Below are 20,869 nucleotides of genomic sequence, written 5' to 3'. Positions count from 1 at the left end.
CAGATTCAAACCATTAAAAACGTTAAAATCATGAAAATAACTTTTAAAATACTCTATATAACAATCTTTGCAGCAATCACGCTTAGCTGTCAGAACCTCCTCGACGAAAAACCAGACCGATCCCTCGTCGTCCCCACCAAACTATCCGAACTCCAAGCCATGCTGGACAATACCAACCAGGTGATGAACAGAGAAGCCGGTTTGCCAGAATTATCAGCCGACCATGTCTACTTGCCAGAAAGCCTGTTTCCACAAATATTGGTAGAAGAAGTCAACAGCCATTTTTGGAGAGAAGACATTTTGGAAAGTATGGAGGCTGGTGAATGGGGCTTGGCCTACTCCCAGATCTTTTATGCGAACATAGTTTTGAAAGAACTCGAGAATTTTAATGACAGTGAAAAGGCAAGCGCTGACTGGCGAAATGTAAAAGGCAGTGCGCTCTTTTATAGAGCTTATGCCTATTTCACATTGGCAAGAACCTATGCTCTCCCTTACCCAACTACTGGCGCTGAAGGGATTGCTGGTCTTCCGCTTCGAACGGCCCCTGAAGTATCAAATGACATCTCGAGGTCTGATCTTGCCTCCACTTTCAATCTGATTACAAATGACCTTAATGAAGCCGCCACACTCTTGTTTGATCGAGCCGCCTACCCTACCCGCCCATCCAAATGGGCTGCTTATGGCATGCTCTCCAGGGTACATTTGTATATGGGGAATTATGCTCAGGTGATTGAAAGCAGTAATCAATGCCTTACTATAGGTAACACCCTGATGGATTACAAGGATTATGAAGGAGCTACGGGAATGCCATTTTCATTATTCAATGAAGAAACGATCTTCTATAGCGAAATGGTTACCTACTTATACCAACTCTTTTGGGGATCCACAATTTCAGAAAGCTTTTACGCAAAATACTCAGAAGGAGACCTGCGCAGAGATTTATTTTTCAACCTGAGAGAGGACCGAATAGAATTTGTAGGAAGCTATAGCGGGACAATGCCCCTATTCAGCGGAATAGCTGTAGACGAAGTAATTCTGAACCGGGCAGAAGCTTACGCTTGGCTGGGAGATGAAGCAGCCGCCCTTGCGGATTTAAACAGCCTGTTGGAAAAACGATTTGATGATTTATTCACCCCGATAGAAGCTGAAGAAGATGTGATTTCAAGGGTATTGGAAGAGCGCGAAAAGCAGTTGTTATTGAGGGGGCTGAGATGGGGTGACATCAAAAGGCTTAATACCCTTGAAAACCAGGGAATAGTCATCACTCGGGAAAGAGAAGGTATTACGCACGAACTGGCCCCCGGCAGCAACCGATATGCATTCCCCATCCCCGATATAGAAATCAGCCAATCCGGCATCCCCCAAAACCCCCGCTAAAAACTCAAAAAGGGCCCTGATCAGGAGCCCTTTTCTTTTTTTTCCAATTGTCACATTCCGACATCCGACATCCGACTTCGGACAACGGACATCCGTCATCCGTCTCCGACTTCGCACTAATCCCAAGCCAAAAGCTATCGAACCAACCACATCCTACAATCTCAACACATCTCTCTCTGTGTCCTTTGTGCCTCTGCGGTTAGACTCTCACCCGACATCTGGCATCGGACATCCGACAAATCACGGCCTCGAATAAACCCCTGGCCGCTCAGTGCCAAGAATTATATCATCATTCTCATCAAACTCAGCCGTACACACATTTGACATGGTAGTACAGTTGTAACTTACTCCCTCGGGAATTTCTTCCCAGGTACCATTGCTCAATTGCCCCTTAAGGACACCCTGTCTTTCCTGTGGCATATTAAACGCAAATGCCATCGATGCCGCCAGCGCCAATCCAAGAGCTGGAAGCGATTTAATTAGATTTTTCATAATTTTTATTAAAGTTGTAACAGCAGCTTACCTGCTGTTGGGTTAAATAATTGCCAATGCATTATCATCATGCACCAACCTACTCTACTACTACCCAATACCCGGCACAGTGAGCTTCTGACCCTCACTTTCAGAAGAGGTATTGAATTTTCTTTCTCTATCTCCATTGTCCGTTGTGCGAACGTCTCCGACTTCGTACTACCCCATCCACCACTCTCCCGTGACTGACCTTAGGTAGAACCCTGTCGGCCGACAGGCGGGAATGACAACAATGACAACAGCCACGGGGAGGCGAAGCCGACCCACGGGCGGACAACAATGACAACCACGCCCCCATTATGCAAATAATCACCTGCTGGGCGCGGACGCTACACCCGACATCCGACACCTGTCACCCGACAGCATTACACCAACTCCGGCAAAACCCCAAAACACCACATTAAACACCAAGTGTTCGCCCCAGCTCAATGAATCAATCACTCCCCCACAACTACACGGTACCCTGTCAAATACCCCCATCATCACTGCAAGAATATACCCCGTAAAAGACGTCATCAAAACTAAACTGAACCAAAACCCTATATACCTAAACTTGGGAATCAGCAATAAAACCACAGCTCCAAACTCAAATATTGGCAAACCATATAACAACCCCTCAGCCATCCAGAGAGGAAAAACCTGGTTTTCTAATGCAAGCCGCGTCTTTTCAAAATCCAGCAACTTACTAATAGCCGTGTAAAGAAACATACCTGATAAAAGCATGACCAAAACCTCGGAAATTATTTGATACCTCCTCATAGCATTCTGCATTTATTTATGACTAAATTAGCATTACACACTGTCAATGAGAAGGTTGAACCACAATTATCAAAAAATCCAATCAACTATGGACCAAATGAGACAAAATAAGTCCCCCACCCAACTCTGGCACCAAATTCACAGTTTTTTTAAAGTTGTTAGTTTTGCGAATGTCTCCGACTTCGCACTAGTCCCATTAATCAACTAACATCGCAACACATTCCACTCTGTGGCCTTTAGGTCTCCGCAGTTAAATTTTTCATCCACATTCAACACCACATCGGGCATCTGACATCTGACATCAACATTATGACATCAATCTATCACTTTTTGGAATTCTTAAGAACCGAAGCCGGTCATAAGGTAACCTGCCTGACAGGCCAATATAGAGGAACACTTATAAATTCATTTGAGACTATCCAGATATCCTCAAAAAGCGTAATCAAACATAGCAACGACATTGAAAATTATATCAGGATAATTTATAAGGGATATGGAGCGGTGTACGCGAATAACAAGCTGAAAAGAATTTACCATCCCGGGGAAGTCATTCAGGATTTGGCTTCATTCAAAAAACAGGAGAGATCTTCACTTACAATCGAAAGTCGTACAAAAATGACCTATGGGCAGATGACTTACGACCAATACCAGGCTTTGACTTCCACTGAATCTATATACTTGGGCTTCTTTTCCGAATTGCATCAGTACATGCGTAGGATTGACCGTTCTTGGATTGAGGTTTTATCAGTAGAGGAAAAAAACCGATATAAATTCTTCCTATACCAATACCCCAATTTAATCCAGCTACTATCTGTTCAAGAAATAGCTGACTTGCTCCACATCAAATATGGCTCACTCAAAAGATACCGCCAACAACTTTCCGCCACCCCATCCCTACCACCCCACACCCCCAAACTCTACTCCACCCTCTGCTTCTAACTCACCCCCTCCGTTGTGCGAATGTCTTCAGACTTCGCACTACCCCTCACCCATAACGAAACCCCTTTGCAAGCGAAGCTCTGCAAAGCCCAACGTACCAGTTCCCGTTAAAGAACCCTCAGCGTAAAACCTGACTGACTTGAGGTAGAACAATGACAACTGATTCCGCGAAGCGGAAGGGACAACCAGTCCCGGTGACCTTAGGGAACTCGGGACGGACAACCCTGCCGGCCGGACGTAGGGAGGCGGGCACGTCATTACTTACGTGAGTTACCTCCTGCTGGGCGCGGGCTCTGCACCCGACTTCCGACATCGGGCATCAAACATCCGACATCGGGCATCCGACATCGGGCATCCAACATCCCTCACCCCAAATAACTATCAAAGGCCTCCTCCATAAACACAGATATCGCTCCCAACATCCTTGCCTCCCGGCCCAATGTCGAGACCTCAATCTTCGTCTCCATCCGGATCTGTGGCATACTGTAAATATTCAGAGCCTGATGAATTGATGGTAAAATTAAGCCTCCGGCCTCCGCAATTTTACCTCCTATTATAATATGCTCAGGGTTCAAAAGCTGAATCAATACAGCTATCCCCCTACCCATGTAGGTACCCACGATGTTTAAAATACTTATAGCATGTTGGTCACCTCGAAGTGCAGATTGGATGATCAGGTCGGGATCGATACCGTCTAGGTTATTTGCTATTTCAGCATTCATAATGGACTTCTTGCCCTGCTCAAAACCTTCTCGCGCAAAATCAACCATCGCCATTCCGGAGGCTACCGTCTCCAAACAGCCTTGCTTACCACACACACATAACCGCCCACCTTCATTTTCCATGGTGATATGACCAAACTCCCCCGAAAAACCTGAAAACCCTTTGTAAATCTTGCCTTCTAGTACCATCCCCAAACCTATACCCCAGTCATTGTAGATTCCTAAAATAGAGCTGCTTCCAGCTCGGGAACCAAATTTATACTCAGCCAATGTCATCGCTTTGGCATCATTCTCAAAAACTACCTGTTTGTTGAATTTTGCCTCTAAGGTGGATTTGAGGGAGGTGTGGGAAAGCTTGCCGAAATATGAATAATTTATCCCCTTTTTGGAATCCACCAATCCAGGCATAGTAACCCCTATTCCCAATAACTTGTCCTGGTTGATTTGACTATCATCTAAAAACTTTTGTCCCAGCTCATATATTGCCTGGATATTTTCCTCCTGCCCGTTAAACTTTATTTTGAAGGTCTCTACTTCAGAGATTCTTTGATGATTGTTATTAAAAATTGCCATTTGGGTTTTATTCTGGCCTACATTTATAGCCAAAATAAAAATAGAATTATCTTTCAGTCCATATAAATCCGGCTTCCTACCTCCACTGGATTCGTCTTTTCCTTTTCTTTCAATCAACTCCTCGGTCAGCATCTCGTTGATCAGGTTGGTGATGGTAGGCAAGCTCGCTTGAAGCTCCTGACAAATATCCATAGCCGTTTTGTAACCATGGGTATAAATGGTTTTTATGACCTTGATTTTCTGCTGAACCCTTTTCCTATCTGTTCCCTTTAACCCTGAAGCCCTTCCTGAGGATGGCAATAAATTAATCATATAAAAGTTTTTAAAACGACTGCAAGTTAAATAAAGAAAGCCCCTTGCCGATAACATCAGCAAAGGGTTTTACTACAAACAACTATAACTAAACCCGAATATCCATAATCTTTCCTGTTTTGCGGCTCTCCTCAGCCATAAATCCCATCATATGGGACTCTATACTGTCTGAAATTGTAGAAGTCAACAAAGTGGAGTCCTGTTTGGAAACTGCCTGCACAAAATCCCTCATCAGCAACCAATCACCTCCACCGTGACCGCTGTTTCTATAATTTTCCACATCCTCGGCTTTTGGTACCAAGGTGGTTTTTTCTCCAGTTCGGAAATCCGAAACGACCAGCTCCTTCATGTCCCCTACCATATCGCCCATTGAACCCATTACTCTGGTGCGGCGTCCTGCATAGGAAGTGAAGGCCTGCATGGAAAAATTGGCCGTGATCCCCTCATCAAATTGTATACTGGTAACATAATGATCGGGCTGGTCATTTTCCATTCTATATACACACCGTCCATAATTTGTAGTCTTCAATTTCTCCAGAATTTCATCTCCATGATTTTCTTTGTTTTCGGATAAATTAAATACAAATGTAGACCTCCTGCCCTTATGATATATTTTTAATGCGGAATATGGGCAGTCTTGTTCTACCGCACAACCATCCGTACACCTTGCCGTGCTTCCCTCAGGGGCATTTTCCTTTTTGAACCACTTAAGGTCTCCCATAGCAGCAATTTTCTTACTCGGCTTATCGATGATCCATTTCATAATATCCAAATCATGACAGGATTTGGCCAAAATTATTGGAGTCGTTTCCTTGCTGTTGTGCCAATTGCCACGAACATAGCTGTGAGCCATATGAACATGCTCTATCGGTTCAAAATGCTGTATGCTAATCACTTCTCCAATTGCCCTATCGGCAATCAATTCCTTCATTTTTACGAAATAAGGAGCATATCTAAGTACGTGGCAAACCGCAACGATATTACCGTTCTTTTCTGCCAACTCCAAAATATCCAAGCACTCCTGAACAGTAGGTGCAATAGGCTTCTCTAACAGGATATCATACCCCATTTCCAGGGCCTTCATACAAGGTGCATAATGGAGATCATCAGGAGTACTGATAATCACGGCATCAGCAAACTTTGGCTGGTCAAAAACATGTTCCCATGTAGTGAAAGTTTTATCAGAATCAATGTTATGCTTTTTCACATAGCTTTCTCTCCGCTGCTCATGCGGCTCGGCCACACCGACTATATTCATTTGTTGAGGAAAATTATGGGCAAAATTTCCATAAACATTTCCTCTTCCTCCCGCTCCAATCGTAATTGCAGTTACAGGTTTATCCGGATCTGCCATTTTACCCGATGGATAAATATATTCATATTTATTCTCTGCTATCTTGGCGTAATTATTAAAACTTAAGGTTGTGGCGCCCAAGGTTAATCCCAAGGCTTTGATTAAATCTCTTCTTTTCATAATTAAGTAGTTAATAGGTAAGGGAAGCAAAAACAGGACGGTGATCGGAGGCATACTCTTCAGGTATTACCCGATGCTCTACCACCTCGATGCCGGCATCTTTGGTAAACATGATGAAATCAATTGTACGGTTCGGGTTCTTCTCCGGAATGGTGTAGCCGCAATTATGTCTACATGTTCTCTCAAAATAACCCTCAAGATAATTGATTCCCTCACTATCTGGCAAAGCATTAAAGTCTCCGGCGAGAATCACAGGAATTTCTGAATCCCGATACAAGCCTGCCACCTCCTTCGATTGATGAAGATTATTCTCTTTGTTGGAATAATCTAAATGAGTACTCGCAAACCAAAATGGTTGACCCTCCACATCTACCTTAATTTGCAAAACAGCTCTTCGCTCAGAGTTTACGCCTTCCATATTAGAAATAGCATGTTTGGAAGATTCCTCAATTGGAAACCTGGATAATATAGCATTGCCATACTCACCCCCCTGATGATCTATAGACTTTTCAAAATAATGATACATGCCGGTGAGTTCACCCAAAGCAGCAGCTTGGTCCAAATCTACACCCGATCTTTCTGTTTTCACATCCACCTCCTGCAAAGCCACCAGATCAGCATCCGATTCCTTGATCACTCTTGCTATAGCTTCCAAATCAATCAGTCCCGGCTGGGAAGGAGGATTTGCATGGTGGATGTTATAGGTCAATACCTTTAATTTGGCTTCTTTATTCTCAGTTTCCTCTTGTATTTCCTGACCCTGCTCGGCATCCTGCGTCTCGCTGCAGCCAAACATTAACAAGCCAAACAAAGAAAGCATCATCAAATTTTTCATGTCGTAATCTGTTTTTTCATTAAAATTATTATTCCCATTTCCAGCTGCGCAAACGCCCCCGACATCTGACATCCGACATCCGACACCTGACATCCGACATTCTCCGCGAAGAAAACTCTGTGTGACTCAGTGCCTAGCTCTTTTTAAACTCTGTGACCAATTTTTTCCGCGTCGAGGAACTTAGCGCGACTTATTTCTAAACTTAGTGCGACTTAGTGACCAATTTTAATCCCCGAGCCCTTAGTGACCATATTTAGATCCATCTACCACCCCGGGTTCTGCCCCAACACCGGATTCCGCTCCAGCTGAACCAAAGGCACCGGCCATAGGTAGTTTTTAGGATCCTCAAATCTCCGGTTTGTCAAGGCTACCACATAGCCATCTGAATCTACCTGTACATTAGCCACTTCGTCTTGTGCCAATACCAAATCTCTTCTCACCCCCTTGGTATCCTCAGCTAGCAAATCTCCCTGTCTCCACCGCTTTATATCAAAGTACCGCTGACCTTCCAATGCAAGCTCCACTCTTCTTTCCCTCCTGATTTCTTCTCTCAAATCCAATTGGTTGGCCTGAAGCTCGGAAATTACCATCGGTCTCATTCCCACTCTCTCCCGAAGTAAATTGATGCTGATATCCAAGTCCGATTGAGTAAGGCTTCCCAGCTCCAACTTGGCCTCTGCGTAGGTCAATAGTACTTCTGCATACCTCAACACATGAATATCATTTACATCCTGCGTTACTTGATGTACCGTGGATGGCTCTACATACTTGGTGAAATAATAACCGGTTACGGTTACTGACCCCCTTCGGTCTGAACGGAACTTGGGAGCCGTATAAACCGACGGATCGTCATTGTCTGGGTTTCCGTCAAATCTTCCTCCCCAGGGTGATCCAGGTGCCAATATGGTCTGACTCATCCTTGGATCCCTGTTTTCAAAGATCGCCTCATAGCTTTCCTCACTATATAAAGGTGAACGGTCTATAGGTAAGCCGTCAATACAGAGATAGGAATCCACCAAAGATTTGGTAGGGTTGAATCTGGCATTTTGATCAGGCACTTGAATTTCCCTACTTAAATTATGTCTGTTGATCTCCTCAAGGTGAAGTCTGGCAATCATCGTTTCCCGATTATTGCCTCTAGCCTGCCTGCCACTATAGGTAAATAAATCATTGTAGCTCGTAGAGGGATCTCCATTACTATACAGTTCATAGAGTCCCAAATTCATAACCTCTTGAGAAGCCACCTCTGCCACATCATAAAAGCCATTATATAGAGCGACTCTAGCCTTGAGTCCCAATGCGGCTCCTTTTCTTATTCTTCCCAGATCGTTTCCACTTGGAATTTCCGCTGGAAGAATGTCCGCAGCTTCCTGAAGTTCCGTAAGCACAAATTCCACAACCTGCTCTTTTGGATCCCTTCCACCGTACAACTCATCAATATCCAGCACCGTAGTGACCAAGGGAACATCACCAAACAGTTCGCTTAGATAGCTATAGAGATAGGCTCTGATTACCCTTACCTCAGCGGCTAATATTTCCCTTCTTTCAGGAACAGCCACAAAGGCTTGTTCATAATTTTCAAGGAAATTGTTGCATTGTCTAATTCCAGCATACATGTTTCTCCACTCATTGTTAAGCGTAGCTAGATCGTGGTTGAAATTCCCACTCCCTATCTGCAAATAAGCAGTAGTGGATGGCCAGAGAGTATTGTCACCTATATTTTCAAAATCGACCGTGTTTTTTGCTTTAATATTGCCATAAATCGCATTTACCGCTAGAATCAATTGGTCTTCATTCTCCCAAAATGTTTCATCCACTATGGCATCCAAAGGCACTCTGTCCAAATAATCTTCCGAACAAGAAGTAAGGCTCAAAGCCACTATCACCGAAGTATATATAAATTTTTTCATCACTTATTTCAAATTGAAGTTTACTCCTAAAATGAAGGTCTTGACCTGAGGATAAAAACCTCCACTACTCACAGGGGTCTCAGGATCATAGGCATAAAAGAAATTAGTTCTGGTCAACAGATTATCACCGGAAGCATACACCCGCATCGAATTGATTCTAAGACGGGAAAGAAGATTTGAAGGTAGGGTATATCCTATCTGTAAATTCTTTAGCCTCAAATAAGAAGCATCCTCTAGCCAAAAAGTGGATAATCGCTGATTATAAGACTGTTGATAAGTCAATCTCGGGTAAGAAGCGTTTGGATTTTCTGGTGTCCATCTATCCAAATGGATATGTTGGGGCATTGACCCCTCATTGATCAGCGCATGCCTACCCGGACCGTTGATAAGTCCATTTGCCTTTCCTACACCCTGAATAAAGAGGCTGATGTCAAACCCTCTCCATCCGGCCTCTAACTGCAAGCCGTAGGTGTATCTCGGAATTGGACTGCCGATTACCGTTCTATCGGTATCTAAAGAGATTTCTCCATCCCCATCCAAATCTCTGTATATAATATCCCCAGGCTGAACGGGATCCCCAGGTATGGTAGGGAAATTTGGAGTATAAACCCCCGTTTCTTCATTAAAATCAAAATCAGAAGGTTGGGCAATCCTGTCAGCTACCAAACCATAGAAAGCATCTATAGGATGACCCAATAGTCTTACTTGGTCGCCGAATGTGGGTGGTACTCCACCTAAACTTACAACCTCATTTCTCACATCGGACAAGTTAAAACTCACCCCATAGCGAAATTCCCTAATCTGGTCCCTCCAGGATACACCCAATTCCCAACCTTCATTTCTCACCATCCCGGCATTCTGGGGTGGATAGCCTGTGCCCAATACATCTGGTAATGGCACCACCAATAAGATATCACGGGTATTGTTAATATAATAGTCTGCAATTATTCCTAACCGCCCATTGAGGGTTTGAAAATCCAGGCCTATATTCATCTTTTCCATGGTCTCCCAAGTCAAAAGTGAGTTGGGTACCCCGGTTTCTCGATAACCTATTGTATAATTACCTCCTATTGGGAAAGTATTGTTGACCGGTCCATAAGTGGATAGATATGCAAAGTCACTGCCCACACGGTCATTGCCCTGAGTACCATAACTTGCCCTAATTTTACCGGATTCAATTACATTGCGGAGATTATCAAAAAAGCTTTCCTCTGAAAATATCCACCCCACAGAGGCAGAGGTAAACATGTTCCATCTTACATCGGGAGAAAACCTGGAAGAACCGTCATATCTGAAGTTCACCTCAGCCAAATACTTGTTATTCAACCCATAATTAACCCTTCCAAATAAGGATTGAAGGGCATTTTGGGAAGCATTGCCCGTATTTAACTGGTTTTCAGTACCAAGGTTAATGTGACCTACCTCCTGGCTCACCAAATGCGTCCTGCTTGCCGTAAAGTTATCTCCTATAAATTCCTCTTGGGAAGCTCCAGCCAAGATTTTAATATCATGAATATCATTGAAAGTCTTATCATATTCAGCCGTTGCAATAAATGTCTGATAAGTACTTACATAATCCCTAGAGTCGATCCTATTGATCGGATTGGTTTGGTAGATAAGTGACCCGTCATCCGGACTGAAATAGTCAACTGTTTTCGTAAAGATATTCCGCTTTGAATTGGAGCTTATTAGACCATATTGCCCACGCACGCTGAATCCATCAAACAACTCTAAGCGGGCACTGACATTTCCGGTAAATTCTTGTGAGGAAAAATCATTGGTCCCACCATCTGTTACCACTGCCACAGGGTTGGATTGTCCTCCTATATATCCCCAGCCTCCCGTGGTAAACCGTACCGGAACTAGGGGAAGTATTTGATTGGCCGCGTATATCGGACCCGAAGCCGCCCCAATTCCAAAAGAAGAACCTGAGTAACTTCTGTCTACATAACCTAGATTTACATCGATATCCAATTTATCAATTACTTGGGTGTTGACCCTTAGCCTTACATTGTTTCTTTCTGCTTTATAATTATCACCTGTCACCAGTCCGCCCTCTTGGAGATTGCCATAAGAAAGGTAATAGCTCATATTTTCCCCTCCTCCATTAATTGATACGTTATGGTTTTGCTGGGGAGCACTGCTGCGAAGAATTTCATTCATCCAGTTCGTATTGGCAAAGTAATTAGGGTCTTCACCGCTACGCGCAATATTGATATCACCTTGTGTATAGGTAGGATTTCTTCCCACATTCAATTGGCTCTCATTTAAAAGCTCCATGTATTCTGGAGAACCTAAAAGTTCGGGTACTGCGGTTGGTGTCTGCATTCCCATATATCCCGAGTAGGACACCGTAGGAGAGTCACCCTTTTTTCCCCTTTTCGTAGTCACTAAGATTACTCCATTGGCACCCCTTACACCATATATGGCCGAAGAGGCGGCATCTTTCAGCACCGATATGCTTTCTACATCATCAGGGTTCAGTATATTAAGATTCCCACCTGGTACCCCATCAATTACTACCAAAGGATTGGCATCTCCAAGAGTACCGATTCCACGGATGCGGATTTCATTTCCCCTTTGGCCTGGTTGGGCACTGGTGTTTCTTACAGTTACTCCAGGCATCTGCCCCTGCAGCGCCTCGCCAATTGTAGTAATGGGCCTGCTTCGCATCTCATTGGCTCCAATAGTACTTACCGCCCCGGTAAGGTTGATCCTCTTTTGCTCGCCATATCCCACTACCACTACTTCGTCTAATTGCCTGGAATCAGTAGCTAGAAAAATATCAAGATTGGTTTCCTCTGTAAGAACTACTTCTTGAGTAGTGTAGCCCATTGCCCTTATGATAAGAGTCTCACCAGGCTGAGCATCAATTTCGAAACTGCCATCAATTTCGGTTACGGTTCCGTTTTGGGTACCCTTTATATTAACGGTAACGCCTGGAATTGTTTCATTTGAATCTCCATCAAACACCCTTCCGGTGTAAGGAGCCTGTTGAATAAGGCCATTGATTTCATAAAATGGGAGCCTGGCATCTTTAGCCTGGACGTTGGGTACACTGGTGCAAAGCAAAACTGCACACCCTAAGGGCAGCAACCTCTGCAACCTCAATGTACGCCTGCTGGATACAAGTAGGTTCATAATAAAATGGATTGTTTTGATGATATAAATGCATATTAAAATTGGCTTTCTTTTGACAGCAATCGACCTAATTCCCTGCTTGATCCGAGATACAATTCTCAAATCATATCACCAAGTTATGCAAACGTTTTATAAATCAAAACAAAACTTTTATAAGATTTTTAAAAATGTTATTCTCATTATTTAAAATATATCAAAATGTTAACAATCCATGCCCAATGTTTTCAAAATGTTAACTATTTCACTATCTCATTACGATTATCCCATTACCTCCTAAATCAATACCCAATCTCCGCAAACACATTCGCCAAAAAACCTTTCAGCTCTCGTGACATTTTTCCCGACCTGGAAAGATTTTCTAAATTCTCATCGTACCCCACGCCTAACGAAAATCCTTTTCAAGCGAAGCTTACGAAGATCAACGTACATGTTCCCGTTAAAGAACCCTCAGCCCAAAACGTGACTGACCTTAAGCAGAACCCTGCCGGCCGGACGTAGGCAGGCGGGCACGTTAATACTTACGTAAGTTACTTCCTGCTGGGAGCGTAATAAACATCCGACACCGGTCATCCGACATCCAACATCCGACACCCGACATCGGGCATCCCCCTACCAGTCCCTTATCATCCCCCCATCATCCCTGGGGTATCCCCAGAGATAGTGCGACCCCAGCCCCTCCCATTTTACACATTTTCCATATTTTCCACAGAATACATAGATTCCACATATTCCACTTTCAATTTGATTATCAGACATTTAGGCTAATATTTGGGCATGTTAAACAAATAAAACCATAGCTAAATGGCAAGACAATCGAGTTTCATTAAATTGGAAGGTACCATCGGAGATGTTACTTTTTACAAATCAAAAACAGGCTATAAAGCCAGGCAAAAAGGCGGAGTATCAAGAGACCGCATAATGAACGATGCCCAGTTTGAACGGACCCGGGAAAACATCGCCGAATTCACGCAGGCAGCCAGAGCAGGCAAAATCCTTAAAGATGCCTTTAGGGAAATTACCCTAAGAGCCCGAGACATCCGGACCCACAACAGAATCTATTCACAGGCCCTTAAAGTCCTGAAGACAGATAGCTTCTCCAATAGAGGAGAGCGAAAAGTTGAGAATGGTGATATCAGTCTGTTCGAAGGCTTTCAATTCAGCAATAATTCAATGATGGAAGCCACAGTCTATTGCCCTTACAGCATTGACAACGGAGATACCTCGGTAGACATTCAATTTGGATCCTTTGTACCAAGAAAGTATCTGGCCTTCCCATCAGGCTCTACCCATTTTAAATTCTTCGTGGTGGGAGTAGGTGTAGATTTCGAGCAGGGTGAATCAAGAACTGAAATGCAGATTACAGACGCATTTCCACTGGATAACGATGAGCTGCCGGCCTTCAATGTCGAAGTATCAAAAGTTGTCGATATGGGCAACCATCAGTTTTATGCATTGGGTATCGAATTCCTTCAAGAGGTCAACGATAAGCTTTACACCCTGAACAACGGTGCGCACAATGCGGCTAAAATGATCTTAACCCAAACTACCTAATGAAGATCCATCTTGAAAGAGAGTATTGGCCCGGCGGCACCAACGGCACTATGACGATTGAAGACTTTAAACTCTGTCATACCATTGAGCTGCCTTGGAAGCGGAATGAAAAAGAATTTTCATGTATTCCAGAAGGAGTGTACGTATTGGAAAAAAGGTTTTCAGATCGGCATGGGTGGCATATAGCCTTGAAAGACGTCCCTGGCCGTAGCCTGATCCTAATCCATTGTGCCAATAATGCCGGAAAAGAGCTCAAAGGCTGTATAGCTCCGGTTACCAAACTGAAAGGTGAGGGAATTGGGCTGCAATCTAGACATGCCTTTGAAAAGTTAAAGGAAATGATCTATTCTGTGATCGATGGTGGTGAGGAGGTAATTCTGGAGATAAGGAGCTATCCAGATGCTGCTCTTAACCTCGTGCAATACGAACGATCATGGATGGATTAAATATGTCTATGATGATTGGAGGGGTGGTAACACTCCTCCTTTCTACCCTTTCCTATTTCCTGCACCTGATGATTTTGGACATTAGGCTCATGCGGGTAGAACAAAGGGAACTGCGCGACCTATGTATTGTACTAAAAACAGAACAGCAGATCATCAAAGAATGGCTAGCCGACGACCGCCTCAAGATGACCGAAAGAATCCGTCATCCCCCATCGTAACAAGTTGCCGGTTGTGCGAACGTCTCCGACTTCGCACGAAACATATACTACTTTCAGTCATCATCCGACATCCGTCATCCGACATCGGTCATCGGTCATCGGTCATCCAACATCCGACATCTAACCAAATCAACCCATGTACAAAGAAATCAAAAATAGAATCGAATCCCCAACTCCTCCATTTTTCAAAAAATTGCAAAAAGGAGGCCTCATATTGATTGCGGTAGGCACAGCCATCATGAGTGCTCCGGTAGCCATACCATTGGCAATTGTCAATCTCGGAGGGTATATCCTCACAGCCGGGACCATAATCACCGCTGTAAGCCAAGTCGCCAAAGAAGATAAATGACCAATTCAATTGGGCCTATCACGTCATCGGTCTTTCGTCCTGTCAATCAAAAGAAAAAAAGACATCTGGAATAATTGCAGATAATTAAATAAAAAATATTTTGAATTTAATCATTAAGTATTATATTGTACTTGTAACTAAACATAAAATTTAACCTTATGAAAGAAACCTACTTCACATTTTCTTATTGCACAACTATGTACTGACAAGATATTCCATCGTGGCCAACAGGAGAAGAGCTGTAGTTTATGCTCAGGATATTATGACCATGACTGGCAGAAGCCGAAGTTATGCATATAAGGTGCTTAGAGAGATTAAAGTATACTACAATAAACCCAAAAGTCATCTAGTGACCATTGAGGAATATGTAGGCTTTCACGGCATCCCTGCGCAAAAAGTATTGGAATATCTTTACGAGGTTATTGCTGATTAAACAAAAAAGTGCAGGATCCCAGCCCTGCACTTTTGTTTGTTTGGGCGCCAGCCCAACCCGGATCTTTATCCGGTTCTCAGCATAGTCAATGACCCATCCTGTGGATTCACATGGTTATTGATTTCTTTTTGGAACTAATTCCTGTTTATCCAGTAACTGTAGTTGTCGTGCATTCTTGAAAAATACTCCAGAACAAACTCTCATGGAATTTTGAAGAAGGCATAGTGAAAGGAAATGTCCTGCAAGTTCTTTCTACTCTTATGGCAGAAAAGGTTTCTAAATCTTTTAGCTGTATCATAATGTCTTTTTTTATTTCAAATTACCAGCTATGAAAATGGAAAGCAATGCAGAAAACTTAGATAACGAGATAATCCCCTTATCTGACATTATTAATCAGTTGATTGTCAAAAAATGGTATTTTCACTTGATTGGTTGGAGCTTGAAAATTTTCTTTGGAGAGTTTTCAATGCAGTTTGTTGCAAATCCTTTCGAAATGGATTACATCTTGATTAATCTCATTTTTGTTATAGTCTTATTTTATGTAAGTGGGATAGGCGGTGCTTTTATCTATATGCAGAAGGATAAGGATAATTTGGATCACTTAATTTCTTTTACACTTCTCCTGATGGGAATGTATATTTCAAAGTACCTCTTTACACACTGGAGCGGGGTCACCAACTATTCGTTAATAGAACTTTGGGTTCATGAGACCTGGCGTTTCTTCTTATTCTCTTGCTTGGGGCTTGGGATGGCATTCTACAGCAATATGATAGAAGCAATGGCTAATCTTCGTGCTCAGGAAAGTTACTGGAAAAAAGTAGTGAATGGGGTAGAAAGAAGATCACAGGAGCTCGCCTTAAATCCTCATTTTGTAGGTAATGTCTTTAACTCACTCTGCACAGACATTTACCCCCACTCTAAAGAAGTATTTTATGCTATGGGAAGATTATCACAAATGCTGAAATACATATTCTACCATGAGGGGCCACAGCTTATCCAAACAGAAATAAGCCATTTGGAAACCTTCTTGAAATTCCAGCAAAGAAGATTCAAAGACACCCTCAACCTGGAGTTCAACAATGCAGTTGATTATATCCTTATGGCTGACTGTTATATCCCGAAGCTGATGATTACTGGGCTGGTAGAGAATGTATTTAAATACGGAATAGTCAATAATCCAGAGTTTCCAGCATCAATACAAATCTCAAGTTATTCTTCTTCTGGCAAAAAAACCCTTGCAATTTTAATCCGAAATGAAATCGTGGACAAACCTGATGTCATATCCCACGGGATAGGTGACCATTTTTTAATGGAAATACTCAAACATGATTTTGGAGAAAATTTTACTTTTGAAAAAAGCGTAAGTGACAATGTTTTCAACTTAAAATTAGAACTATTTTATGACTGAATTCAAATACAATGTGGCAATAATTGATGACGAACAGCATGTATTGGATTTAGTTAAAATGCTTATTTCCGATATGGAAGGATTCAAACTAAAATTGGCAACCACTGATCCAGAGAAATTTATTTTAGGAATGAATTCAGGTGTCATCGATATTGGAATTTTGGATGTTCGGATGCCCAAATATTCCGGATCTGAATTGGCGGCAATAGTTATGGCCACGAAATGCCCAATCATTTTCATCAGTGGCACCGAAGTGAAGGCAAAGGAAATTATTCCAACCGAGCCTGTGGATTTTTTGGAAAAACCTATAATGCCAGATCGATTGGAAATCGCATTGAGAAAAGCTGTTAAGCGTATTACCGGTATCACGGGCAGTCGCCATAATATATCTCCGCTTCCTTCCGATGAAGTAATCTATTTATCCCACAGTGGAAAATTAGTGAAAATTAGAATCCAGGATATCCAAAGCATACATGCCGGCCAGGACTTTAATGATTTATACACCGAAAAATCAAAGTACAGCATTACAGGCTCATTGGCAAATCTGGAAGATCGCCTGAAAAACTATGACATCATTAGAGTTCACAACTCCTACTTAGTAAACACCTCCAACGTTATAACTATTAAACCCAACCTGCTCACTCTAAAAAACGGCCAAGAGATCCCCATCAGCCGAAAATACAAAACCCTCTTCCTCAAAACCCTCAAACCCAAGATCCTCTAATCCTTTCTACAATTCACAGTCGTCACAGTTGTGCGAATGTCTCCGACTTCGCACAACTACCATTTTGATCCGCGTCGGAAAACCTTCGTACGACTTCATTATTTAAACTTTGTGACCCCATTTTTTCCGCGTCCTGGAACTTCGTGCGACTTCATTTTTTAAACTTTGTGCGACTTAGTGACCAATTTTACTCCGCGAAGAGGCCTTTCCCGATCCGCGAAAAGCTCCTCGGGACAAGTGTGCAACTTCTTTTTAAACTTAGTGTCCTTGGTGGCCAATTTATCTCCGCTATAAAGCTTTGTGTTGGTGGCCCATTATTTTCCGCTTAGAAGCAAAAAAAGGCTCCCCATTACAGAGAGCCCCTACTTGCAAATCAACTAATTCACTAATCCTCTAAATACCCAGCTATCACTGGTATATTAATAAACTCATTAACTTTCTTAAAAATCCCACTCCATATCAAATGCTCAACAGCCTGGGGATTCTCCGGAAATATCCTATTTATAAACATATGGATATGGTTTTCAATCAGCGTAAACACTTTCTCTTCTTGATCCCAATATTCATGCTGCTCAATCAGCCTCATATAATGGGCGATTAAGGATTCAAATCTCTCAGGTATTATTTTATCAGCTACAAAATCTCTGTAGAACTCAGACTGCCGCACCCTATCGAGCTTTCCATGCTTTCCAATTACCTCACTTTGGTAGCGCCTTTTCCACTCCAGTGCACGTCCACTCTTTGTGATCAATTCACTTCCCAGCCCCACAAGTAATGTAAACAACTCCTCATAATTGCAATTAAACATGCTGGGTTTGTCACCTATCCCAGCTGCATATTGGGATTCTAAATAGAAAATGCTTTCGGAGATATGCCTAGTGCCATGACCATATTTTATTGGCTCGGGAAAATAATCCTGCAATTCGACTGACTTTACCATCGGCAATTTACTTAATAAATGTAAAAACTGTTGGGAGCAATCATTTTTCGCCTCTTTACCTACTTTTATCCTTAACTTGATATGATAACAATCATCCTCAAAGGCCAAGTAATACCATTTGCTAATTCTATCAGAACCTTCCTCCCTCTCAATTAGATCAAGCCAGGTGTCCTGCAGAAAAAATATTACATCATCCGGAAGCATTCGGATTTTAAAGGAAAGCCAGTCTGGGTCCGGCTTTCCTTTGGGGTTAAAAAACAACTTTACGCTACTATAATTGAAATCCTTTTGGGAAAGACTGGTACTAAATTGTGGATATAAAGACTGCCCATTACTATTCTGAAATGACTCATTGTGGATCCACTGACAATCTCTTACAATCATGCTCCCCTTTTTCCTGACCTCATGATAAAAGATTTCCATCGATTTTCTACACCTCGTGTCAATCAATAGCTCCTGATCACCATCTCCTATTAGTACCCTATCGGGCATATTATACTTCTTCATTACCTCCAAAAATGTTTTATGTGTTAAGGTGTCCCTTTCCTGTATGAGCCAGGAGGCTGGGCTGAGAATTAAATTTCTCCAATTGAGCTGGGGCAAATATGGGGTATCTACACTAGGTTTGTAAGTATCCGTCACCAGCCGAGCTCTATCCTGATGGGCAATCTCCCACATTAATCGACCTAATGGGTGGGTAATATGCCTAGGATCGACAGCATGTTGAATGATAGGAATGATCTCTTTTTTCATGTCCTTCCAATACAGGACCACCCTTCCATCACTTATACCAATAAAAATGGAATGAAGCGGTATGGAATTTTGGCCAAACACATTATCAGTCACATGAATGGAGTACTGAACACAATTGATGTGGGAAGCCAAACTATTTACGAGGGGAGACTCGTCAAATTTAACATCAGCATAGATAATTGAGCTATTAGACAGAGAGCTGCTTGCAATGCCTTTGTAAAATTGTAACTTGTCATCATCAAGGGTAAATCTTCCACCCAATGCCAAAGTTCTTCCACAAGTGACATTGTCTAATACTAGAGAATCATGGGGACCAAGTCGATATAAAACAGTTGTTTCCGGAGCAATGGCCAGGCTCTTCTTTTTTAATTTCTTGCTTAGGTCCACCGTAGCTCCAGGCTTCGCCGTTTTGATAAAAGAAGAAAGATGTGCAAAACCCTTAGGCTTTATTTCTTGTTGATAATTCCACTTTTTGGATTTAAAGTGAGCGCTCAGTTCAGTGTATGGTTTCATCACTTCCGAAAGTGCTACAAAGCGATCATCATGTTCCTGGTAAAATGATTGCTTAAAACTTTCTGTATAAAGTGATTTCGGCTTATATACCAAATTCCCTATTTCATCATTAAGCATTGATAAACTTTGCTGAACCGTATAAGATTGGCTGAGTCGGTGGGAAAGATGAAGATCTACCATATTTCCCTCATCCAAATGTTGCTTGACATCCACGTTTATGAAATCATCATTAACAAATGATTTACATTTGGAGGTAGACCTCTGCTTAAGGATAATAAGTTTGGATGCAATTACACTTTTCCATAATTGGCGAATTATTCTGAGGGGCACATTGGCAAACCACTTCTTAAACTCCTGAAAATCTAAATAAGCATGTTGGTGAAGGTACTGAACGACCTTTTGGAATACGGGATTACTATCCAACCTGTTTTCCTTCCACTTATAGGTTTTTCTATCCTTTGACCAAAAGTAGACATGATTTCCCACTAGGGAGGCGCTGGAATTAATTGAGTACTTTCCTTTATACAACCTCTCTTTGGAAAGAGCATTTATTTTATTGTTTAGAAGAATTTCCTCATTATGGGATATAACAAAGTTAGTCTTCACTTCACTAAATGCAGATACTTCTCCAAAGCTCCCCAGCCCCACCCCGGCCCAAAGACCAAATGGGACAGGCCTATACCGCCCTCGAAGAAGATATTTATGAAGAGTCAATAATTCCTTGTTGCTAAGTTTCTCATAGGGAACATCTTTAATCCTGGCATAGAAATCAGGAGAGGATAAGTGGATTAACTTCAACAACTTTGGGTAATTCGCCTGCACTTCTGTTTTCTCACTCGGGTCAAAAGCCAGGCTAGGCAATCGGTACACAAAATCCATAACAATTGGGGTTAAAATGAAACATACCCAATTCTATATATTTCTCACCCTCCCATCAATACCCCCACACCATTCTCCCCTT

At 42.4% G+C, this 20,869-nt stretch carries 17 protein-coding genes; 9 read left to right on the top strand and 8 right to left on the bottom strand.

Going from position 1 to position 20,869, the window contains the following annotated elements; genetic code table 11:
• The first annotated feature begins 30 nt into the window (after window positions 1-30).
• On the top strand, window positions 31-1,377 hold the full coding sequence (locus KI659_RS16980; protein ID WP_213946573.1) for a RagB/SusD family nutrient uptake outer membrane protein: 1,347 nt from the start codon (window positions 31-33) through the stop codon (window positions 1,375-1,377).
• Between the two features lie 240 nt (window positions 1,378-1,617).
• Here the strand turns inward: KI659_RS16980 and KI659_RS16975 are convergent, their stop codons facing one another.
• Together KI659_RS16975 and KI659_RS16970 are read right to left on the bottom strand one after the other, a co-directional pair.
• Window positions 1,618-1,869 (bottom strand): DUF6520 family protein, encoded by a 252-nt coding sequence (locus KI659_RS16975; protein WP_213946572.1) that lies wholly within the window; start codon window positions 1,867-1,869, stop codon window positions 1,618-1,620.
• Window positions 1,870-2,217: 348 nt separating this feature from the next.
• On the bottom strand, window positions 2,218-2,667 hold the full coding sequence (locus KI659_RS16970; protein WP_213946571.1) for a MauE/DoxX family redox-associated membrane protein: 450 nt from the start codon (window positions 2,665-2,667) through the stop codon (window positions 2,218-2,220).
• A gap of 309 nt (window positions 2,668-2,976) precedes the next feature.
• Here KI659_RS16970 and KI659_RS16965 point away from each other — a divergent pair, with 309 nt between their 5' ends.
• The gene (locus KI659_RS16965) at window positions 2,977-3,606 is read left to right on the top strand and encodes a cyclic nucleotide-binding domain-containing protein (RefSeq protein ID WP_213946570.1); all 630 of its coding nucleotides are present in this window, start codon (window positions 2,977-2,979) and stop codon (window positions 3,604-3,606) included.
• 365 nt (window positions 3,607-3,971) lie between these two features.
• On the opposite strand, the gene KI659_RS16960 is transcribed toward KI659_RS16965, so the two are convergent.
• The 5 genes from KI659_RS16960 to KI659_RS16940 form a co-directional block, all read right to left on the bottom strand.
• Entirely contained in the window at window positions 3,972-5,213 is a 1,242-nt protein-coding gene (locus tag KI659_RS16960; RefSeq protein ID WP_213946569.1) for an ROK family transcriptional regulator, read from the bottom strand.
• An 88-nt stretch (window positions 5,214-5,301) separates the two neighbouring features.
• Window positions 5,302-6,687 (bottom strand): Gfo/Idh/MocA family protein, encoded by a 1,386-nt coding sequence (locus KI659_RS16955; RefSeq protein WP_213946568.1) that lies wholly within the window; start codon window positions 6,685-6,687, stop codon window positions 5,302-5,304.
• A gap of 10 nt (window positions 6,688-6,697) precedes the next feature.
• A complete protein-coding gene (locus KI659_RS16950) occupies window positions 6,698-7,522 on the bottom strand; it encodes an endonuclease/exonuclease/phosphatase family protein (protein WP_246535454.1) in 825 nt (274 codons plus the stop codon).
• Between the two features lie 263 nt (window positions 7,523-7,785).
• Window positions 7,786-9,432 carry a RagB/SusD family nutrient uptake outer membrane protein gene (locus tag KI659_RS16945; RefSeq protein WP_213946567.1) on the bottom strand — a complete coding sequence of 549 codons (1,647 nt, stop codon included), beginning with the start codon at window positions 9,430-9,432 and terminating at the stop codon, window positions 7,786-7,788.
• A gap of 3 nt (window positions 9,433-9,435) precedes the next feature.
• Window positions 9,436-12,573 (bottom strand): SusC/RagA family TonB-linked outer membrane protein, encoded by a 3,138-nt coding sequence (locus KI659_RS16940; RefSeq protein WP_213946566.1) that lies wholly within the window; start codon window positions 12,571-12,573, stop codon window positions 9,436-9,438.
• Window positions 12,574-13,374: 801 nt separating this feature from the next.
• Between KI659_RS16940 and KI659_RS16935 the strand changes: the two genes are divergently transcribed.
• From KI659_RS16935 to KI659_RS16905, 7 genes are all read left to right on the top strand, one after another.
• Window positions 13,375-14,124, top strand: coding sequence for a hypothetical protein (locus tag KI659_RS16935; RefSeq protein WP_213946565.1), 750 nt, complete (start codon window positions 13,375-13,377; stop codon window positions 14,122-14,124).
• The gene (locus KI659_RS16930; RefSeq protein ID WP_213946564.1) at window positions 14,124-14,570 is read left to right on the top strand and encodes a DUF5675 family protein; all 447 of its coding nucleotides are present in this window, start codon (window positions 14,124-14,126) and stop codon (window positions 14,568-14,570) included. Before KI659_RS16935 ends, KI659_RS16930 begins: the two co-directional genes overlap by 1 nt.
• Window positions 14,558-14,788: a hypothetical protein gene (locus KI659_RS16925; RefSeq protein ID WP_213946563.1), complete on the top strand. Its 231-nt coding sequence runs from the start codon at window positions 14,558-14,560 to the stop codon at window positions 14,786-14,788. Before KI659_RS16930 ends, KI659_RS16925 begins: the two co-directional genes overlap by 13 nt.
• A gap of 136 nt (window positions 14,789-14,924) precedes the next feature.
• Complete coding sequence (locus KI659_RS16920) at window positions 14,925-15,137, top strand: hypothetical protein (RefSeq protein WP_213946562.1); 213 nt, start codon at window positions 14,925-14,927, stop codon at window positions 15,135-15,137.
• Window positions 15,138-15,324: 187 nt separating this feature from the next.
• On the top strand, window positions 15,325-15,570 hold the full coding sequence (locus tag KI659_RS16915; protein WP_213946584.1) for a hypothetical protein: 246 nt from the start codon (window positions 15,325-15,327) through the stop codon (window positions 15,568-15,570).
• 328 nt (window positions 15,571-15,898) lie between these two features.
• A complete protein-coding gene (locus KI659_RS16910) occupies window positions 15,899-16,978 on the top strand; it encodes a histidine kinase (RefSeq protein ID WP_213946561.1) in 1,080 nt (359 codons plus the stop codon).
• Window positions 16,971-17,702 (top strand): LytR/AlgR family response regulator transcription factor, encoded by a 732-nt coding sequence (locus tag KI659_RS16905; protein ID WP_213946560.1) that lies wholly within the window; start codon window positions 16,971-16,973, stop codon window positions 17,700-17,702. Before KI659_RS16910 ends, KI659_RS16905 begins: the two co-directional genes overlap by 8 nt.
• Before the next feature lie 385 nt (window positions 17,703-18,087).
• Here KI659_RS16905 and KI659_RS16900 read toward each other — a convergent pair whose 3' ends face one another.
• Window positions 18,088-20,787, bottom strand: coding sequence for a thiopeptide-type bacteriocin biosynthesis protein (locus KI659_RS16900; protein ID WP_213946559.1), 2,700 nt, complete (start codon window positions 20,785-20,787; stop codon window positions 18,088-18,090).
• Between the last annotated feature and the right edge of the window lie 82 nt (window positions 20,788-20,869).

This window comes from Litoribacter ruber (assembly GCF_018449405.1).
GTDB classification, from domain to species: domain Bacteria; phylum Bacteroidota; class Bacteroidia; order Cytophagales; family Cyclobacteriaceae; genus Litoribacter; species Litoribacter ruber.
This window is presented reverse-complemented; position numbering and strand designations above follow the sequence as displayed.

What these genes read in the sequence shown, in the direction of transcription:
- KI659_RS16980 (WP_213946573.1), top strand. Translation starts at nt 31, where the DNA reads ATGAAAATAACTTTTAAAATACTCTATATAACAATCTTTGCAGCAATC.
- KI659_RS16975 (WP_213946572.1), bottom strand. Translation starts at nt 1,869, where the DNA reads ATGAAAAATCTAATTAAATCGCTTCCAGCTCTTGGATTGGCGCTGGCG.
- KI659_RS16970 (WP_213946571.1), bottom strand. Translation starts at nt 2,667, where the DNA reads ATGAGGAGGTATCAAATAATTTCCGAGGTTTTGGTCATGCTTTTATCA.
- KI659_RS16965 (WP_213946570.1), top strand. Translation starts at nt 2,977, where the DNA reads ATGACATCAATCTATCACTTTTTGGAATTCTTAAGAACCGAAGCCGGT.
- KI659_RS16960 (WP_213946569.1), bottom strand. Translation starts at nt 5,213, where the DNA reads ATGATTAATTTATTGCCATCCTCAGGAAGGGCTTCAGGGTTAAAGGGA.
- KI659_RS16955 (WP_213946568.1), bottom strand. Translation starts at nt 6,687, where the DNA reads ATGAAAAGAAGAGATTTAATCAAAGCCTTGGGATTAACCTTGGGCGCC.
- KI659_RS16950 (WP_246535454.1), bottom strand. Translation starts at nt 7,522, where the DNA reads ATGAAAAATTTGATGATGCTTTCTTTGTTTGGCTTGTTAATGTTTGGC.
- KI659_RS16945 (WP_213946567.1), bottom strand. Translation starts at nt 9,432, where the DNA reads ATGAAAAAATTTATATATACTTCGGTGATAGTGGCTTTGAGCCTTACT.
- KI659_RS16940 (WP_213946566.1), bottom strand. Translation starts at nt 12,573, where the DNA reads ATGAACCTACTTGTATCCAGCAGGCGTACATTGAGGTTGCAGAGGTTG.
- KI659_RS16935 (WP_213946565.1), top strand. Translation starts at nt 13,375, where the DNA reads ATGGCAAGACAATCGAGTTTCATTAAATTGGAAGGTACCATCGGAGAT.
- KI659_RS16930 (WP_213946564.1), top strand. Translation starts at nt 14,124, where the DNA reads ATGAAGATCCATCTTGAAAGAGAGTATTGGCCCGGCGGCACCAACGGC.
- KI659_RS16925 (WP_213946563.1), top strand. Translation starts at nt 14,558, where the DNA reads ATGGATGGATTAAATATGTCTATGATGATTGGAGGGGTGGTAACACTC.
- KI659_RS16920 (WP_213946562.1), top strand. Translation starts at nt 14,925, where the DNA reads ATGTACAAAGAAATCAAAAATAGAATCGAATCCCCAACTCCTCCATTT.
- KI659_RS16910 (WP_213946561.1), top strand. Translation starts at nt 15,899, where the DNA reads ATGAAAATGGAAAGCAATGCAGAAAACTTAGATAACGAGATAATCCCC.
- KI659_RS16905 (WP_213946560.1), top strand. Translation starts at nt 16,971, where the DNA reads ATGACTGAATTCAAATACAATGTGGCAATAATTGATGACGAACAGCAT.
- KI659_RS16900 (WP_213946559.1), bottom strand. Translation starts at nt 20,787, where the DNA reads ATGGATTTTGTGTACCGATTGCCTAGCCTGGCTTTTGACCCGAGTGAG.